This is a genomic window from Sphingomonas flavida, from assembly GCF_036663655.1.
Classification (GTDB): Bacteria; Pseudomonadota; Alphaproteobacteria; order Sphingomonadales; family Sphingomonadaceae; genus Sphingomonas.
This window is the reverse complement of the sequence record NZ_JAXOJH010000017.1, coordinates 25,772-43,749: the sequence shown is the minus strand read 5'-3', so window position 1 is coordinate 43,749 and position 17,978 is coordinate 25,772. Positions and strand designations below refer to the sequence as shown.

At 61.3% G+C, this 17,978-nt stretch carries 18 protein-coding genes; 12 read left to right on the top strand and 6 right to left on the bottom strand.

Annotated elements, in window-relative coordinates; all coding sequences use genetic code 11:
* Nucleotide 1: 1 nt before the first annotated feature.
* Complete coding sequence (locus tag U1703_RS15995) at nucleotides 2–259, top strand: hypothetical protein (RefSeq protein ID WP_309703219.1); 258 nt, start codon at nucleotides 2–4, stop codon at nucleotides 257–259.
* Between the two features lie 113 nt (nucleotides 260–372).
* Here the strand turns inward: U1703_RS15995 and U1703_RS15990 are convergent, their stop codons facing one another.
* From U1703_RS15990 to U1703_RS15980, 3 genes are read right to left on the bottom strand one after another with little or no spacing between them, the layout of a single operon-like run.
* On the bottom strand, nucleotides 373–762 hold the full coding sequence (locus U1703_RS15990) for a DUF4878 domain-containing protein (RefSeq protein WP_332786487.1): 390 nt from the start codon (nucleotides 760–762) through the stop codon (nucleotides 373–375).
* Nucleotides 762–1,505, bottom strand: coding sequence for a hypothetical protein (locus U1703_RS15985; protein ID WP_332786486.1), 744 nt, complete (start codon nucleotides 1,503–1,505; stop codon nucleotides 762–764). Before U1703_RS15985 ends, U1703_RS15990 begins: the two co-directional genes overlap by 1 nt.
* Before the next feature lie 25 nt (nucleotides 1,506–1,530).
* Entirely contained in the window at nucleotides 1,531–3,600 is a 2,070-nt protein-coding gene (locus tag U1703_RS15980; protein ID WP_332786485.1) for a S8 family peptidase, read from the bottom strand.
* 70 nt (nucleotides 3,601–3,670) lie between these two features.
* Here U1703_RS15980 and U1703_RS15975 point away from each other — a divergent pair, with 70 nt between their 5' ends.
* The 5 genes from U1703_RS15975 to U1703_RS15955 all read left to right on the top strand — a co-directional run bounded on the left by U1703_RS15975 (nucleotide 3,671) and on the right by U1703_RS15955 (nucleotide 7,355).
* Entirely contained in the window at nucleotides 3,671–4,039 is a 369-nt protein-coding gene (locus U1703_RS15975; protein WP_332786484.1) for a hypothetical protein, read from the top strand.
* A gap of 434 nt (nucleotides 4,040–4,473) precedes the next feature.
* A complete protein-coding gene (locus U1703_RS15970) occupies nucleotides 4,474–5,154 on the top strand; it encodes a hypothetical protein (protein ID WP_332786483.1) in 681 nt (226 codons plus the stop codon).
* 42 nt (nucleotides 5,155–5,196) lie between these two features.
* Nucleotides 5,197–5,850, top strand: coding sequence for a hypothetical protein (locus U1703_RS15965; protein WP_332786482.1), 654 nt, complete (start codon nucleotides 5,197–5,199; stop codon nucleotides 5,848–5,850).
* Nucleotides 5,851–5,899: 49 nt separating this feature from the next.
* A complete protein-coding gene (locus tag U1703_RS15960) occupies nucleotides 5,900–6,763 on the top strand; it encodes a hypothetical protein (protein WP_332786481.1) in 864 nt (287 codons plus the stop codon).
* 52 nt (nucleotides 6,764–6,815) lie between these two features.
* Nucleotides 6,816–7,355, top strand: coding sequence for a hypothetical protein (locus tag U1703_RS15955; protein ID WP_332786480.1), 540 nt, complete (start codon nucleotides 6,816–6,818; stop codon nucleotides 7,353–7,355).
* A 56-nt stretch (nucleotides 7,356–7,411) separates the two neighbouring features.
* On the opposite strand, the gene U1703_RS15950 is transcribed toward U1703_RS15955, so the two are convergent.
* The 3 genes from U1703_RS15950 to U1703_RS15940 form a co-directional block, all read right to left on the bottom strand.
* Complete coding sequence (locus U1703_RS15950) at nucleotides 7,412–7,615, bottom strand: hypothetical protein (RefSeq protein WP_332786479.1); 204 nt, start codon at nucleotides 7,613–7,615, stop codon at nucleotides 7,412–7,414.
* A 230-nt stretch (nucleotides 7,616–7,845) separates the two neighbouring features.
* Nucleotides 7,846–9,057, bottom strand: coding sequence for a hypothetical protein (locus tag U1703_RS15945; protein WP_261270555.1), 1,212 nt, complete (start codon nucleotides 9,055–9,057; stop codon nucleotides 7,846–7,848).
* On the bottom strand, nucleotides 9,044–10,066 hold the full coding sequence (locus U1703_RS15940; RefSeq protein ID WP_261270554.1) for a nucleoid-associated protein: 1,023 nt from the start codon (nucleotides 10,064–10,066) through the stop codon (nucleotides 9,044–9,046). The genes U1703_RS15945 and U1703_RS15940 overlap by 14 nt, the downstream gene beginning before the upstream one ends.
* A gap of 427 nt (nucleotides 10,067–10,493) precedes the next feature.
* On the opposite strand from U1703_RS15940, the gene U1703_RS15935 reads away from it, so the two are divergent.
* The 6 genes from U1703_RS15935 (at nucleotide 10,494) to U1703_RS15910 (ending at nucleotide 17,625) form a co-directional block, all read left to right on the top strand.
* On the top strand, nucleotides 10,494–11,423 hold the full coding sequence (locus U1703_RS15935) for a HamA C-terminal domain-containing protein (protein ID WP_332786478.1): 930 nt from the start codon (nucleotides 10,494–10,496) through the stop codon (nucleotides 11,421–11,423).
* Nucleotides 11,423–13,531 (top strand): DEAD/DEAH box helicase, encoded by a 2,109-nt coding sequence (locus U1703_RS15930; RefSeq protein ID WP_261270552.1) that lies wholly within the window; start codon nucleotides 11,423–11,425, stop codon nucleotides 13,529–13,531. Before U1703_RS15935 ends, U1703_RS15930 begins: the two co-directional genes overlap by 1 nt.
* A 385-nt stretch (nucleotides 13,532–13,916) precedes the next feature.
* Entirely contained in the window at nucleotides 13,917–14,357 is a 441-nt protein-coding gene (locus U1703_RS15925; protein ID WP_309703262.1) for a MarR family winged helix-turn-helix transcriptional regulator, read from the top strand.
* A 153-nt stretch (nucleotides 14,358–14,510) separates the two neighbouring features.
* Nucleotides 14,511–15,440, top strand: coding sequence for a glycerophosphodiester phosphodiesterase family protein (locus tag U1703_RS15920; RefSeq protein ID WP_332786477.1), 930 nt, complete (start codon nucleotides 14,511–14,513; stop codon nucleotides 15,438–15,440).
* Nucleotides 15,441–15,455: 15 nt separating this feature from the next.
* On the top strand, nucleotides 15,456–16,478 hold the full coding sequence (locus tag U1703_RS15915) for a glycerophosphodiester phosphodiesterase family protein (protein ID WP_309703266.1): 1,023 nt from the start codon (nucleotides 15,456–15,458) through the stop codon (nucleotides 16,476–16,478).
* A 151-nt stretch (nucleotides 16,479–16,629) separates the two neighbouring features.
* The gene (locus U1703_RS15910; protein WP_309703268.1) at nucleotides 16,630–17,625 is read left to right on the top strand and encodes an alpha/beta hydrolase; all 996 of its coding nucleotides are present in this window, start codon (nucleotides 16,630–16,632) and stop codon (nucleotides 17,623–17,625) included.
* The last annotated feature ends 353 nt before the right edge of the window (nucleotides 17,626–17,978 follow it).

The following is a 17,978-nucleotide window of genomic DNA, read 5'->3' as shown; positions in this document are numbered from 1 at the left end:
CATGTCGCGCCATCAGCGGATCATCATAGACTTGTCGCTCCACATCCTGCGCGGGGCCGCCGCCCGGTCGGGCAAGGGCAAGGTCGACACCATAGAGGTGCGCCTCGCGCTGCGCTGCCTGATCGCACATTGCCCAGAGCGCTGGCCGCTCGACATGTTCTGGAACTCGGCCGGCACCGATCACGATATCGGCCGCGCGCAGGGATGCACCGCTGCGCTGAACGGCATTATCCGGCAGATCGGCGGCGATCCTCGCTAGGCGCTTGTCCAGCGCGCCGAAGCCAGCACGCTGGACTGCCCCCAGCCAGCCATTCTCGCATAGGCCGAGAATGGAACGTGGCTATTATCGGCTCGCAACGGGCGTGTGTAACCTCACATGGTAATGTACCACTTGCCATCAAGGCGGCGCACCTTGCCGGTGTCGGTCTGCTTCGACCCGTCGCCAAAGCGGGTGACGGTGGTCACCAGTGCGTGATCCGCGTCGGTCTGGTCGACCTTCTCGACCTCGACAGACGTCACGCCGCCCCGCCTCTGCGCGTTCGCGGCCTTGCCTTGCAGCATCGGCGTGATGAAGATCCCGGCGGTCGCCTTGATCTCCGGATCAATGCGTTCGAGCGCCTCGGCGGTCTGACCGCGCCCGGCCGCCTCCATCGCGGCACGGGCAGCGTCACCCGGTCCCTGGCCGCAGGCGGTCAGCGCGAGAAGTGCGGCGGCTGCGAACAGCGGACGAATGTGCATCGTCCCCTTCAGGATCGCGGCCATCACAGCACCGGCTTCGTGGCACGAGCGGCAAAGAAGGCGTCAGCGGCTTGTGCCACCAGAGCGGCTGGCCGTTGGGATGATCCATCGGGTGAACCGATGCCGACCGTACCACCACGAGGTCCGACATCGGCGTCGGCGTGGTAGCCATCCAGCCCGGCTTTCCCCCAACGCGCGGAGAAGGTGTCGCGGCTGCTCTCCTGATGGGGCGTGCCCCATTTGGTGACGAGCATCTGCCGCCATTCGCCGGCCGCCGTACCTTGTGGCGCGATATAGGTGATCCCGGACAAATGCGCCCCATCCGGCCAGACGAGCATTCGGAGCGTATATCGTCCGCCCGCGTCGTCCTGAAGCGTCGCCTCGCCGAGCACGCTGCGCCGCGTTTCCACGCCACCAACGCCTCCACGAATGTTGATGGCGCTGCGAAGCTGACTTTCGAAATCGACGAAGCGGGTCACGCCCCTGCTGGTCAGCTTTCGCGTCGCGATGACGACGGAAACCTCCTCCTCGCTCATGCCGAGGCGAAAGCCGCCGAGGTCGAAGGTAACCGGATCATCGGCAACGCTGCGATCGGCAGCGCGGGTCAGGCCGACGATCACCGGCGTGGTCGGCATGGTGATGGCAGGCTGCTTCGGCCCGTTGCCGAAGACGGATGGGATCTTGTCGAGCAACTTGGTGATCGGTGCCCGCTGGGCGGCGGCGGGCACGGCGGCCAGCCCGATGACGAGTGCAATGGTCAAACGCATGTGTGTCTCCCTTGAATTAGTCGGATCAGAAGCCGGCGTGCCAGCCGACGAGCGCGGCGACGGAGCCGTCGGTGACGTCGTGCATGACGCCGAGGCGGAGCGGCATGGCGGTGCGGGTGACGTAACCGGCGGTGAGCTGGACACGGCGTGGACCAGCAAGACTGGCGCGGGTGACGCCGTACAGGACCGAACGGCTGGCAAGGTCGTAGCCGGTGCCCAGCGTCAACTCCGCCGCGCCCGCCTCGATGGCAAGCGGCTGCGCGATCCCAAGCGTCAGCAGACCGCCGGGCACCGCGCCGGTTGCCTGCACGCCGATCCGGCTGCCGAGGATCGGGGTCGCGCCCGTCACCAGCGAGGCGGCGTCGATCTTCAGCCGGGTGACGCCCAGCGAGCCATAGCCCTCCAGCGCCCAGCTATCGGTCACACCGATGCGGTGGTGAACCTCGACCATGACGGTGCGGGCGCCGCGTCCCAGCCGCAGAGCGCCGCTGCCGGTCGGCATGCCCATCAGCGTGCCGTCCTCGTCGATATACGAGGCGCGCAGATCTACGCCACCCCGGCTCCAGCCCAGCGTCATCGCCTGCGCGGCACTCCCGCTGGCTCGCCCCGCCGCCATGGTCAGCCCGAGCCGTCCGCCACCGACCGCCCGGTCGACGCCGAGGCTGGTCGCGGCCTGCGGGGCATAGGCGAGCACGCCATCGGCGAAGGGCGCCAGACCCATGACATCAGCCTGGAGCATGTCGCTCGCATTCCACGCCGCATGCATCCGGGTCGTCCCGTCGGTATAGCCAAAGGTGCCCGCCGTCGCTTCGGCACGGACCTGATCCTGTCCGGGGCCGAAGCGGGTGCTCGTAAAGCCCATCGTCCCGCTGAAACCGCCGAGCGACAGGCTCGCCTGTCGTCCCATCTGCTGGACCCGCCGCTCGATGCGGCGGTCGGCCATCACCTGCGGCTGGACGACGAGCGCGGCGACCGAACCCGCAAAGTCGCGGCCATAGGCATCGAGCACCGTCACATGCGACAGCGCCGTCTGAATCGCAGCGGTGCCGACCGCCGTCGGCACCACCATCACCGATTTCGCGACGCTGGCCTGGGTCGATCCATTCGACAGCGTCGGATTGACCGGCGACAGCGCCGCCTTGAAGTCGACCAGACCCATGCCGAATACCTCGTCCGGTCCCGGCGCACCAATGTCCTTGGCGGTCTTCAGGATGACGTCGCCCGCCTGCTGACCGCTCAGCTGCGGCCACTTGGACAGGATGTCGGCGGCGAGACCTGCGACCACCGGCGCCGCCGAACTGGTGCCGGAGAAGACGCCGACCGTGCCATCGACCAGCGTGGTAACATTGGCGCCGACCGCAACGACGGTGCGGTCCTTCATCGACCCCGCCCGGTTGGAATAGGCCTCAATCTCGTAGGCGTTCAGCGCCGGGCTGAGCGCACCGACGAACAGCACCGCGTTGCGATTGCCGACGGTGATCCACTGGCTATTGTGGGGATCGGGAGCGCCGTAATTGCCGGTCGAGTTGACCAGCAGCCCGCCGGTCGCCGCCAGCCGTTCGGTTGCTGCGGTCCAGCTCGCGCTCCCACCGACCAGCGATGAACTGACGATCTCGATACCCTTGTCCGCCGCATAGCGGATGGCCTCGTCGGTATGCGACAGGATTTCTCCTTGCGTCTTCTCGTCCCAGTCGGCGACGCGAAGTGCGACGATCCTCGCGGACGGCGCATAACCCACCGCGCCGCCACCATTAACCCTGGCGGCGATGATGTTGGCGACCGCCGTGCCGTGGTCCGACGCTGCGCTGCCCAGCTCGTTGCGCTTGGTCCGGGTGCCGTCGGCGGCCACGATATAGCCGAAGTCCTTGGACAGCGTCTGATCGATGCGGCCCTCAAGCTCGCCGTTCACGTCCATCACGCCATCGTCGACCACGGCGACGGTGACGCCCTGGCCGGTGTGCCCGCTGTCGAGGGCGTAAAGCGCATTCATGAACTCGTTCGCACCATAGTTGCGGCGGAACTCGGGCGTGTCGTTGACCGAGCGGATCGGCTGGCGGTCCGATGGCGTGATGACATAGCCCGCTGGTGGCGGCACCGGCGCCGAATAGACCGGCGGCGTCGGCGTCGGCGTTGGCGTGGGGGCCGGTGTCGGCGTGGGTGTGGGTGTGGGTGAAGGCGTCGGAGACGGCGAGGGCGTTGGGCTCGGCGACGGCGTTGGCGACGGTGTCGGACTTGGCGATGGTGTCGGCGCGGGCGTCGGTGTTGGCGTAGGCGTCGGTGTCGGCTCAGGCGTCGGTGATGGACTCGGCGTCGGCGTTGAGCCGCCAGTCGGCGGTGGCGTCGCTACGCTGCCCGAACTGCTAATCGCGCCGCCGCCCCCGCAGGCAGCGATCGTCATCGCCAGCATGCTGGCCGACGCTGCCCTAATCCCCCGTATCCCAACCATCATCATCCCCCGATGGGAATGCACGCCGGCCAGCCGGCGGCACCCCGTGAAATGGCGGGGTGCCGGCCTTCTGGAGACCGGAAGTTGAGAACCAGCGCATAGACTGGCGCGAACACCTTTAGCCGGATGGCCTGGACATACGTGTCCGCCATCCGGTCACAGAAGTGCTCCGCGACCGAATTTGGTCATATTGACCGGCTCTATGCGCAGGGTTCTCACGCCCCGGTCCGTAGGAGAGCACCCACGGACACAATCAGGCTATATTCGATTCCTTAACGAATTGCGACAGCCCGGAAGTGCCTCTGAAAGGCGAAGCCATGCCACTGGCACGGAAAAGAGGCGGCGATGGCGCTGATCCGTACGGACGGATGAAGCGAAGGTTCTGAACGAAAGGAAAAAAATAGGGTCGGCATCCGCCGACTCGGCCTTCGGTCAGAATTTTCATCGTCGGCCGGTTCTGCCGGTCATCCCCCACCATCCACGCGTCTTAAACCCCCGCCGCCTCACGCGGCGTGGGCGACAATGGCGCGTGCCTGGAGCACATTGCCTATGCTTCCTTCACCTATCATCACGGCCCTGAGCGTAGCCCGGCTCGACGTCGGTCATCGCCTGGGCGTCGACCGCCAAATCCCCATCGGCGCCGCCATTCTGACCGCTGAACTGCACGGCCAGCTCATTCACTTCACCCTCGGCAGCTGCGTCCTCCAGCCTTCTGATCCCGCAGAGTGGCTCCTGACCTGGCTCGACGAACAGCTGCTACGTGATGGGGCAACCATCGCCGGATATGGCCTGGACGACGACGCAGCACTTCTCGACCACCTTCCCGGTGCCAGATGGTCGCCTTGCATCCGCGCGCTCGCGGGATGCGGTCAGCAATATGCCTTGAATTTGATCGCCAGCCGTGACGGTGAACGGCTGACGTTCGCGCAGGCCTGCGCGAACATGAACATTCTCCATGCCCCGGTCGATCAAGGTCGCCGCTTCGCCAGCTGGCTGCGGTCCGACATCAGCGACATCGAGGGGCAAGTGCAAATCGATGCGATCGCCACTTTCCGCCTCGTCATACGCCGCTTCGCCGCGCTGAACCCGGTCGGACACAGCATCGCCGCCGTCCTCAGCGACCGCCTCGCCGCCTGGCTCGGCGAAAGCGATCACGCCGCGGCGCAGGCACATGTCGCGGACCTGCTGTCCGCCGCCGACTGATCCCACACGGCCGCCATGCGGCCAATGCCCAAGGAAATGCCCATGTCTCTCATCGACCTGTCGGTCGAGGACCGCGGTTTCGCGCCCACATCGATCGCACTCGCCATCCGCACCATCGGGGCCTGTCCCGCCGCGCGGAACAGACCGGATGCCCGCATCCTCTGCGGAATCGGCATGCTCACGGTCTCCCCGGATCATGACGGCTACCGCTTCTCGACTGAGGCTCGCTGCCTCGGCGAAGGGGATACCGTCATTGATCTGCTCGACTGGCTGGAGCCTCACATCGCATCGCCTGGTGCCGTGATCAGCTGGCACAATTTCGGCGCCGTGCCCTACCGGCTGCTCGCGCTGGCCGATCCGGCGCGCCATCCGCAGATCATTACGGCCGCAGTCGATACGGCGGAACGATGGCGGGCCCTGCCGCTCGGGCACACATGGCACCTTCGCCAGGCACGCGCCCATCTCATGCCCTGCATGTGCCCGCCACAGACGCCGGTCGACGAGTGCGCTGCAGAGATGCCGACCATCCTGCTGCCGGACCCGGCGACCACTGCTGTCGAACTGATCAGCGAGGCGATCGCCGGATGGCGATGCTGGGCTCAAGGCTTCGGCGATTTCGACGACGCTGATCACCCCGCACAGGCAGCACTTCGGGCGCTGGACCGCTGGCGGGGCGAGCAGCCCGCCACCCGCTGACCTTTCCCAAACGACATGAGGGCGCGCGAGCGCCCGCCGGAGAATCACCATGCACCACGACCTGACCTCGCTCTGGAAGAGCAACACGCCCCGCTTCGTCGTCGTCCTCGATGCCGAACTCGCCTATGATCATGAAGCACATGGCCGATACCAGGCAAGCGAACGCTTCCTGCCCGCCGATGCCGCAAACCTGTCGCTCCGCAAATTGCGCACCGACCCGCGCGTGACGCCGCGCTGGCCCTGTCACCGGATCACGACACTGAGCTGGCTGGTGATGACCGAAGCGGACGACGGCCTGCGCCCGGTAAGGTTGGAGACGCGCGGCTTGCCGGAGCAAGATGAAGCCGCTGTCCTGAAGGCCTTCTTCACCGACATGGAACAACTCGGCTATGTCCAGCTCGTGACCTGGGGCGGATTCCACTCCGACCTGCCGCAGATCTTGATCGGGGCGATCGACGCCGGGCTGCGGCTACCGTCGTCCCTGAGCGGCCTGTTGTCGCCATGGCGGCGCGATGCGTCGGGCCATCTCGACCTCTGCAGCGAAATGTGTGGCGGGGCGGCACCCGCGCACTTGGCTGAGGTCGCTGCCCGGCTGGGCATCCCGGCCAAGCTCACCTGCCGGCCGGACCTCGTCTCGCATATGATGCAGCAGGGCAAATGGTCCGCGGTCCGCTCGGTCTGCGAGGGTGATGTGCTGAGCACGGCGGCGCTGCTGATGCGCTGGCGCCACCTGTCCGGCGGCACCGGCTCCGTCCTGGAGGCAACGCGGCGGCTGACCGGCTTCGTCGCCGAGCACTGCACCCACCGACCCTACGCCGCCGATTGGCAGCGATACGCTGACGACCTGCTCGCCGCATCCTTCGCGGCGGAAGCCCGCAAACTGGAAACCTTGGGAGCCTCGGCCTGCAATTGAGCCGTGATGATGGCCTCTTCGAAGGGGCGGAAAAGCAAGAAGGATCAATGACATGAGCGTCATTGAATCAATGGACACGATGCAGGCCTGGACTATCGGCCTGCGCTTGGCGATGGGCTATCCACAATATGCGCCCATCGGCAATCCGATCGCCTATGCCTCGGGCGGGCGCAAGAACTTCGCAGAGGCGCTGGAGATCGCCGCCATCGTCGAACAGACCAACCGAGACTTCGTCCTCGTGCAATTCGACCTGCCAATCGCCGACGGGCCAGTTGGCATCTCGCTTGCCACACGCGGCAACGTCCTTGTCGAGTGGCACGCGGACGTGCAGCCCTACCTCGCCAGCGATGACGGGATCATCGAACTGCTCAGCGACACGCATCGCTGGTCGGTCGGGCCGCGCTCCATCCTGACCGCGTCGCCGCTGCCGTCCCACAGCCGCATCAAGCGCGGCATTGAACGCGCGCACCGGCGCTGGCGGGAAGCCGCCGATCAGATGCGCGGCATCGAATTGCACGGTTCGATTTTCATACCCGCCGGGGGCAGCTACGCCGACGCGACACCGATCGAGGTGGTGAGGGCGGCGGCATAAACGTCGCCAGCCTCGTCGGCGCGTAGATGTGCGTACCATCAACGCTAACAGTGCTGTTACATCGCTGGCGGTCGTTTGGACGCCCGCATACAATCGACCGTCAGCCAGTCCACTTTCGACCAGAGTCGGTCGTTCAGCCCCCACACGCTCAGCGTCCGGTTGTGCCGAAACTTGCCGTTGGCTTGAGACCGGTTATCTCGGTCGCAACCGCTGACAAAGGAGACATTGCCAACCCGAAGCTGCTCGTTGAAATCCGCCATTCGTTTCTCCGGTTATCGCGGCATTGCAATCGACCGGCTTTGGGATATTCCGGTCCTTCAAGCCGGATGCCCTGACCGACAGCTTGTGGACTAAAGGCCGTCATAAGTGACCTGCCGCTTGAGACAGCCGATCAGCCTTTCGCAATAGCGAGCGCCGGCTGTGAGCGGGGCCTCCTCGATCGACGTCCTATCTTGGCCGCATCCCAGGCGTCCGCGAACCTCGCCGCCGGCTACATGGCGTTGCCGATAGCCGATCGTCCCGTGAGGCATGCCGCGACATCCGTCTGCACCACATTGTAGAAAGCGAACGTCGCGAACAGCGCACCTATGACAGCCACCAATGCAATGATCGCGAGAACGATGCGGTGCCAGCACACCCGCCAACCGAGCGATTTAAAGACGTCGTCGAACTGTTCTGAAATAGCGGCATAATCGCTCTTCAGCTTGGCTTTCTGGCGCGAAATCTCTGTCGAGAGCACGCTTAGGGTGAGCCATTGGTTGATCACCCCGAACATGAGTAGTCCGACGAAGATCCAAGCGCCGGCCAGCACGGCAACGTCCGTCCAGAGGTCCAAGCTACAGGCCTTGGCGACCTTCAGTTGTGACGCAACGATCACGCTCGCCACGGGCAAGCCGAGCAGTTGAGCCTGTATGTCCACGATCGTCTTATGGATCTTGGTGGCAAAATCGATCCGAGCATCTTCCAGCTGACTGCGGATCTTAGCGTAGGAGAAGCTCGAGGCGAACAGGCGATAGCCGTCCTGCACGGCCTTGAGGACCGCGTTGAGATTGGCGACCAGATAGGAAAAGCGGAGCTTATGCGGATGCGCATGCGCTATGTCCATGAGCGCCCCGCCAAGAATCTCGAGCTTTTGTTCCCGGTGTTCGTCTCGGTCGAAGAGATCAAGCAGGGCGTTAGCATTGTCGATGGCCATCATCGTCAACTCGTGCACGCCGTACGTCACGGGCACGACGAACTTGCCGTCCTTGACGAACACGAGTTCGGCACGCGTCTCGTCAAAGTAGGATGCCGCCTCGCCAAACAAGGTCACCAGCTTGAGCATCGTCCGATAGCGCACGATAAGATCCGGAACGGGTGCGTCCCCTCGGGCGAAGTCGACATCTTTGACGTAGTAGGCCTGCGGCTCTGCGATGCAGACCCTGGGTCCCTTTAGTAGATCATCCGTCGTGCGAGCGAACAGGCCGAGGCCGACGCGCGGAGCATCGATGCGCACAAGCACGTCGGCCCCGGGCGCAACCTCGTTCCGCTCCGATCGCAGCACTAGGCCAGTCTCCGCGCCTTCCTCGGGGTCGCCGTCAATCCTAAGAAGCAGTTGCGCCATCACAGCGTCGCCCACGACGACGTGGCCGTCCCGTCCGGGTCCATCGAATACCGTAGCGCGATAGACCGGAATGAGATCGCCGAAGCTAAGCCTCGGCATCGAGACCGAACTCTTGGTGCAGGCGGGCCACAAGCTGCTCAGGCAGATTGCGGATCACGAGCGTCTCATCATCCTCGTTGAAGGTGATCGACTCACTGGTGATGGCATTGCGGTCAAACTCAATCGTCCAATCATCGGTTCGCGCCTTGAACCGCACCAGCGTAGTCAACACGGACACGTTCGGCACGAAACCGTCGGTCAGGTTCCGCTCCGGATCGTTGAGACGCTCGAGCAAATCATCCGGAGCGTCTGGCACGAGTTCGTTGGCCAGTGCCGTGAAGTCGAGTTCGGTTCGAGTGCGAGCCGACCGTTCGCAGATCGACCGTGCCCGACGCATAAAGTCCTCGCGCCCCTCCCCGGTTAGACCCCGGCTGTCGGCAAAATCACGGAAGATATCGACGAGGCCTTGCGTGTCGGCCTTTTCGAGAACCGTCTCCTCGCAGCCGAGCACCTCCTTGAAATACTCGGCCACGTTGCCGCGCCCCTTCAGGAAGCCGATATAGCGCGCCTCGCCTGCTTGCCATCCTGAGATGCCGATCCGACCGGCGAAGCGGAAGCCTTCCATGTCGATGTGCGGTGCTTCGTGCATGTCAAGATCCTGGGTCAGACGGGCGCCCCACTTCTCGTTGACGATGGCGACGAGCAGGAACTGGCGACCCTCGGTCTCGAAGTGAGCGAACAGGACATGTCCCCCGCCGGCATTCGGTCGGGTCCTCGCCCGCACGTCCAGCGTCGTCATCATGTCGCCGGTTAGCGCGGCGAACGCCTCCGCCGTCGTGCCCTCGTCAATGTATGTTTGAATGAAGGTCTGCGTCGGAAACTGTACGACGTCGGCGGCGAAGCGCCCATGAGCTTTAGAACTGCGTCGGCGATAAAGTTCATGCAAATCGTCGACGACCTTCTGCGTAAGACCACTGACCGGAAGCGGCGCCCCTCGAAGCCGGACTTCGAACCCGCCGTCGATCCTGCGATGTTCATGAACCGTAAGATTGATGATGTCGTTCGCCAAGAGCATATCTCCAAAGTCAGCGGCGTATTCTGCCAGAGTACCGCAGACGTAGTCTAGCCTGTTCCATTTCTGTTTCTTTTCCGCAAATCAGGCCGGTGATCGCCAGCAAGCGCCGCCTCGTTGCAGCCGGCCAGCGTTTAATCATTATCGTTTGCCCTGAAATCCTCGTCCGTACATCAATGAAGCCTTGACCCCTATGAAGTTCCATGTTTGTTCTCATTTGAAGTGCATCCTCGAACCCGGGGCGAAACTTATGACGAGAGCTATCCTGATCCCTGTACACGACATGCTTGACACCCTGCTCTTTTCTTGGGAGCCCAAGAGAAGGTGGTGGGGAGAGGGCATTTTTTTTGATGCAGAGAGCGCTCGAGCTTTTGAGAGTACGATCCGTAGTCTGTTTTCGGTTTCCGCGAAGGCGGTCTGTCGTATGATCAATATCGCCTTCGAGACGCTTATAGACGATTCATTATCGAATATCACGAATGTCACCCAGTTGAAGGCGCTGTTGAACAAGCGTGTCTTGAGCTTAGTGAATGACTTCGAAGATGGGAAATGGCTCAGCAGTCGATTCCAAAGTTATCTTTGGGACAATATCGCTCAAACTGCCCTTTCTGAGCGGGAGCGATTGGCGCTGGTTGATCAGAGCCATTCGGCCTTGGTAGCTGCGGCTCGGAATCTCAGGCTTACTGACAAGGATGAGGTCGGCCAGGGAAGTGAAATCGCTGAAGTTTTTCTCTATGGAATCATGAAAAACCACTACAAGGCGCTGCCAGTTGTACCCAAGATATTTTATAAACAGAATGTACAGGATAATGCCAAGGGTGCCGATAGCGTTCATATCGTGGTCAGCAAAGATAGCGAAGACTTCACTCTGTGGTTCGGCGAAGCGAAATTTTATAATTCCATCGCCGATGCGCGCTTGGACGCGGTGGTAAATTCGGTTTACGCAAGTCTAGACACTGGCAAGCTGAAAAAAGAAAACGCAATCATCACCAACGTGTCTGACCTTGACCAGTTGGTTCTGGCTCCGGCGCTAAGATCAAAAATCAAGGCAGCCTTGAGCAGCCAAGTTTCAATCGATCATCTAAAGCCGAAGATTCACGTTCCGATCCTCATTATTCATCAGTGCGCCGATACGGCGAAATGTGCTGAGCTTTCCCAAGAATATCGTAAGGCGATCTCTGCTCATCACAAAGAAAGAGCCGAGGCCTATTTCTCGAAGCAGATTTCCGGATCGTCCAAGGTCCATAAATATGGCGACATTCAATTCCACCTGATCCTCTTCCCGGTTCCGGATAAGAAGGCGATTGTCGACACCTTCTTGGGAGCAGTCTCTTTCTACAAGGGGGCGAAGTGATGGAGGTGTTTGCTGCATGCTCCGAGGTCAATGACCTCATCGAAGGCGGCAACGACCTAGCTGCGCGAAATATACTGATAAGGCTGTTGGGTGATCTAGACCGCAGCAAAACGCCATATCCTCAGGTCTTGAATCAGTTGGTTCGAGCAGCGGGGCTTTTCCCGTATCTGCAGCTTGAGAATGCGTCGTGGGATCAGAAATTCGTCCATGAGGCGTTCGCTGTGGATGTCGGTAACCGAACCGCCACATTGCATCGAGAGCAGGCCACCGTTTTGTCGAAGCTTCTCAGCGGCAAAAGTATCGCCGTGAGCGCACCGACGAGCTTCGGAAAGAGCTTCATCATAGACGCGTTTATCGCTTCGAAGCGACCGGACACGGTGGTGATCATTGTGCCCACTATCGCCTTGATGGATGAAACTCGCCGCCGCCTGTACAAGAAGTTTTCGCGCGATTACGGCATTATCACTGCGCCTGACGCACCTCTAGAAACTCGGAATATTTTGATCTTTCCGCAAGAGCGAGCGTTCGGTTACATTAAGAAGCTTAAAAAAATCGATCTTTTGGTCATTGATGAGTTCTACAAGGCAAGTATTGCCCACGATAAGGAGCGGGCTCCGTCACTCATCAAGGCAATTGTCCAGCTATCTCGCCGGGCTGAGCAGCGTTACTATCTGGCTCCGAACATCAAAAGACTGGCTGATAACGTCTTCACGCGCGACATGGAGTTTCTAGAACTTCTCGATTTCAACACCGTATTCCTCGAAAAACATGAGGTTTACAAGGAAATTGGCGGAGACGCGAAAAAGAAATCTGAAGCGCTTCTGTCGATCATATCTCCGCGAAACGAGAAATCTCTCGTCTATGCCGGAACATATGCCGAGATAAAGAGGATAGCTGATCTCGTTGTGGCTCGAATGAGCAAAGTCGACCGAGTTCATACAAACCATTTCGCTAGGTGGCTTCGCGAGAATTATCAAGAGAACTGGGTACTAGCCGACCTCGTGGAGCGCGGCGTTGGCGTGCACAACGGGCGGATGCACAGGTGCCTCAGCCAGATTCAAGTCGTGCTTTTCGAGCATGAGAAAGGCTTCGACAGCATCGTTTCGACGTCTTCAATCATTGAGGGCGTGAACACATCCGCGCAAAACGTCGTCATATGGAAAAGTAAGTTAGGACAGAACAACCTTAAGGATTTCACATACAAAAACATAATCGGCCGAGGTGGCCGCATGTTCAAGCATTTTGTAGGCCATATATATCTTTTGGACTCACCGCCAAAAGATGAAGATACGCAGCTTCAGATCGAGTTCCCTGACACTGTCCTTGGCGGTCTAGATGAAACCCAAGATCGTGAAAGTTTGAATGAACGCCAGATCGAGAGAATTATCGAGTATAAGCGGCAAATGTCGGATATTGTTGGGGTCGAAAACTTCGCACGAATCAAAAGAGATAACCTACTGCAAGACAGCGACGCGGATTTTTTGCTTCGGATTGCTGGTGATATGAAAGACAATCCTGAAGATTGGAAGGGTTTCGGCTATCTGAACTCGAGCAATCCTTCTGACTGGGAGCGAATGCTCTACAAAGTAATCACTCTTAAGCCTTCCGGATGGGATGCCCCGTACAGCCGGGTGGTGGGGGTGGTTAAAGCGCTAGCGGCGAACTGGACGACCGACATACCGAGGATGTTGCGGCAGCTCTCTGGCAACGGAATTGATATCGAGGACTTTTTCCAGTTGGAGAGGACGATTACGTTCAAGCTCTCGGCACTTCTGAGCGACATTAATGAGCTTCATAAGATGATTGTCAACTCATCTGTCGATATTGGCGGTTTCATTGGTAAGGTTAGTCACGCATTTCTGCCACCAGCAGTGCACAACTTGGAAGAATACGGCCTTCCGCGAATGATCTCGCGCAAGCTGCACATGGCACGCTATATAGATTTTTCACAGGCGGACCTTGATCTCCGGAACGCGTTGAACCTTTTCCGCCGCAACGGTCTCGAAGCTGCTCTCGGGATCGAAACCTTGACGGCGTTTGACCGCTACATTCTTCGGTTTTTCTTCCACGGTATCACGCCCGACGAGGTCGCTTCGGCACCGGCGTAGTTCTGCAGCTTCTTTCTGCGTGGCGTACGTGGGTCGAAGACAATCATTGCCTTGCCGCATCCGAACGTCTGCTGTTGCCTGATCGGCACCAATAACGGACTTTCGGAAACGTCCAACATCGTGGTCATTCCCAACGTCGATGGCCAACTTCGGCTTTCGGCAATACCTGCCGTTGAATCGTTGGGGTACGGTCGGCAGGTATGTCCCACTTTTCGCCGTGCCGCTCTCAACATGTCGCTTACGGCGACGGATCAGCATCTGCGACAGTTCGGTTGTGCGGCAGGATATGGATCGAGGTTGCGCCGACATCGGATTATAGCAGGTACCCCTGATCGATCAGGCATCCTCACTGTTCGCAGGCGATCCACTGCGTTACGCCGCTTGAATGGATGACGACGTTCATGCCTCAGCGGTCCGGCTTCAGATACTCGCCACGCGGATGCTCCGGCTCGCGCGCTCGTCTCACGCCGACCATAAGCTCACCAGCGCGCAATTCTCCGCGCTGTCTGTTCTCCGTGAGCGCGGCACCTTGCCGCTTGGCGAGGTCGCTCGCGCCGAACGCGTGTCCCACCCGACCATGAGCCGCATCATCAGTGGCCTGGCCCAGTCCGGTTTCGTCGAGCGCGTCGGCGGGTCCTCTGACAAGCGTGTTCGCCATGTCGCCCTGACTGCAGAAGGGCGCACCTTGTACGAGCAGGTCGCGGCCAATCGCATCGCGATCATGGAAACGATCCTGACTCAGTTGACGCCGGCAACGCGAGCGGATGTCATCGCGGTCGTCGCACGGGTGGTAAAGGGTATCGAAGAGCACCTCGACCAAAATTGACGGACCACAATCCGTAGCTATGCTACATATCCGTACCGAGGGGAGGTATGGATGCATAAGCGCAAGTCAGCGGGTATCGTGGCGGGGGTCGGGCTGATCGGCCTGTATCTGGCGAATGCATCGTGGCTTGCGGCCACGCCGCAGGGGCGTCCGATGCTGCTGGCGCATCGCGGCGTTCATCAGACGTTTGATCGGACTGACCTCAAGGAAAACAGCTGCACCGCGACCCGCATGCGGCCGCCGACCAACCCCTATCTCGAGAACACGATCGGTTCGATGCGTGCGAGCTCTGCGCTGGGCGCCGATGAGATCGAACTGGACGTGCATCCCACCACCGACGGTGAGTTCGCGGTGTTCCATGACTGGTCGCTCGAGTGCCGGACCGACGGCAAGGGCGTCACCCGCGAGCAGAGCATGACCTACCTTCGCACGCTCGATCTCGGCTATGGCTATACCGCGGACGGTGGCAAGACTTATCCTTTCCGCGGCAAGTTCGTCGGCGAGATGAAGACGCTGCACGAGGTGTTGGCGACCTTCCCCGGCAAGCAGTTCCTCATCAACATCAAGAGCAACGATCCATCCGAGGTTGACAAACTCGTTGCCTATCTTCGCGCGAAGGGCGATCCCACGGACGAACGGCTGCACGTCGTCGCCAGCGACCCCGTGCTGGATCGCATGCGGGTCGTCGCCCCGCGGGCCAGGCTGCTGTCGACGGCGCGCGGCAAGGCGTGCGCCTTCGGATATGTGGCGTTTGGCTGGAGCGGATATGTCCCGGACAGCTGCCGCCACGGCGCGATCGGCGTGCCCGTGAACCTGCGCTGGGCCTATTGGGGGTGGCCCAACCGCTTTCTTCAGCGGATGCGCGACGCCGACGCAGACGTCTTCATGGTGGCACCGATCGGTAACAAGGACGGCGATCAGGGCCTTGCCGATCCCGCGCAGTTGGCCGCGATTCCCCAGGCGTTCGACGGCGGGATCATGACCGACGATGTCGAGAAGATCGGCCCTGCGGTGTTGCGGCGCTGGCCGCGCCCGCAGGTCGCCCAGCGTGGCGAGGCCACGCCGACTGAACCATCGCGTTGAACAATGGGGGGACACATGAAACGTCGGTATCGGGCGGCAATAGGCGCGGGCGTGATCCTGGTGCCTCTGTACCTCGCGAACGCGTCTTGGTTGGCAAACCCGCCGACGGGGCGGCCGACGCTCATTGCGCAACGCGGCGTGCATCCGCTTTTCAAAAGGAGTTCGGACGATCCCCAGGATTGCAAGGCCCGGCATATCCTGCCGCCCCGCAATCCCTTCATCGAGAACACGTTGCCGTCGATCCGCGCCGCCATCGCAGCCGGCGCTGATATCGTCGAGGTGGATGTCAGGGAGACGGCCGATGGGGAGTTCGTGCTGTTCCATGATTTCGGGCTCGAATGTCGCACGGATGGCAAAGGCGCGGTCAATCAGACGACCTTCGCCGACATGAAATTCCTGGATGTCGGCTATGGCTATACGGCGGACGGCGGCAAGACCTACCCGCTCCGGGGTCGGGGCCGCGGGCTGATGACCACGCTGGACGAAGCGTTTGGCGCCTTTCCGAAGCAGCGCTTCCTCGTCCAGCTAAAGGACGGCCCGTCGTCGGGCACCAACCTTGTCCTGTACATCGACAAACGACATCCCGACGCCTGGGGCCGCATCGCCCTGTTCGGCGACACGCCAGCGACGGAGGCAGCCAAAAAGCTTCGACCACAGGTGCCGGTGGTCCATGACCGACGCGGCGCGAAATGCACGCTCACCTATGCCGCGCTGGGCTGGACAGGTTACGGTCCGAAGGCATGTCGAGATGGCACGATGCTCGTCGCGATGAACATGCGAGCCTTGGCCTGGGGATGGCCCAATCGCTTTCTCGGGCGGATGGCGAGCGCCGACGCCGATGTCATGCTGATCGGATCGGTATCCGGCCTGGGTTCCAACGACTTCACCCGGCTGGATACGCTCGACGAGCTTGCCAAAGTCCCGGATGGTTTCGGCGGCCTGATCTGGACGGACCGGGTCGAGGTCATAGGACCGGCCCTTCAGAAACGGTGGCCGCGTCGATCCGGCAGTCCGAAGACGGCCCAATATCCGCCATGAGAGAATCTATGATCTGACGCGATTTAATATCCTTTGTCGGCCCGTGAGCCCCGAACATATGCTCCCTCCAGGACTGGCAGGGAATGTAGCCAGGAGGTTTACGCGGCGCGCGCGGAGGTCGCATCCATTCATCATGACGAGGAGATCAGGCATGACCCGATCGGATACGATATGGCTCCTTGCCGTGGCAGGTGCTCTTTGTGCTTGTGGTGGCTCGACGGCAGCCGAGCAGAGCAAGCCTGTTTCGCCGCCTGACGATGCGGTTGAGAAAGTCGAGACCTGGAGAGCGCCCACCGGGTCGCGGCAGATGAATATCTGGCCGGGCGCGGCGCCCGATGGAACGTTCCGGCCGCAGCGCGGCGAAACCGTCCGAACATATCGCGATCCCGGCGTGGCAGGTGGCTGGTCGCAGGTTGTCATGAACGTCGCGGTTCCGACGATGACCATCATGTCACCCAAAGAGCCGAAAACGAAGACGGCGGTCATCGTCTTTCCGGGCGGCGGCTTCCAGAAGGTCTTCGTCGGGCTGGAAGGAACGGAAATCTGCGATTGGCTGGTGGCCCGGGGCATCACCTGCATCGTCTCGAAATACCGGGCGCCGGGCGGTAACGATTTCTGGGATCCGGTTACACAGCGCCAGATCACGCCGAAGATCCCCCGCGCATTGCAGGATGCCCAGCGCACCATAAGGTTGGTGCGGTCCAAGGCCGCCGAACTGGGGATAGATTCCAACCGGATCGGCGTCCTGGGCATGTCCGCTGGCGGCTATCTGGTGGCGCAGACCAGCACCATCCTCGCGCCGACCTATCGCCCCGTCGATGCGATCGACAAGATCAGCAGCCGTCCGGACTTCGGCATCGCGCTCTATCCCGGTCATATCTGCCGCGACGACGGGTCGTTCGATCCGAAACTGCCCGTGACGAAAGCCGCACCCCCGCAGTTCATCGTGCAGACCTGGGACGACCAGACCGATCCCGTCTGCAACAGCCTGATGTATGCCGCCGCGCTCGACAAGGCGGGGGTGCCCACCGAATTGCACCTGTTTGCGCATGGCGGACACGCCTTTGCACTCCGCCATCCGAAGGAGCCGGTCGGAAAATGGCCGGAGCTGGTCAAACTGTGGCTCAGGCAAATCAAAATGCTGTAATTCCAGCACGGGTGCTCGCATCAGCTCGTCCGGACTAAGCAGGTGCCTTGGTTCGGGCTGCCGCCAAACCAGGTTATGAATGAATGACCGAATGTAGGTCATTCCGTTGAAAGCAGGCAGGCTGATGTTCACCGCCGCCGATCTTTAATGGCTCAGCGCGCGAACGTCGGCTGTTGTCGGAAACCGCCGTTTCGCGGACCAGTTCGGAACGTCGTCTTCGTCCCACGAACGACCGGCAGCAGGCTACCAATCGAGGTCTTTCGGGAAGCAAGATCCAAATGGCTGCTTTGGCCGAAAGCGGTAAGTCGCAGGTGCTCGACCAAGCGACCAGCATCGCCCCGTTGCAAGCCGTT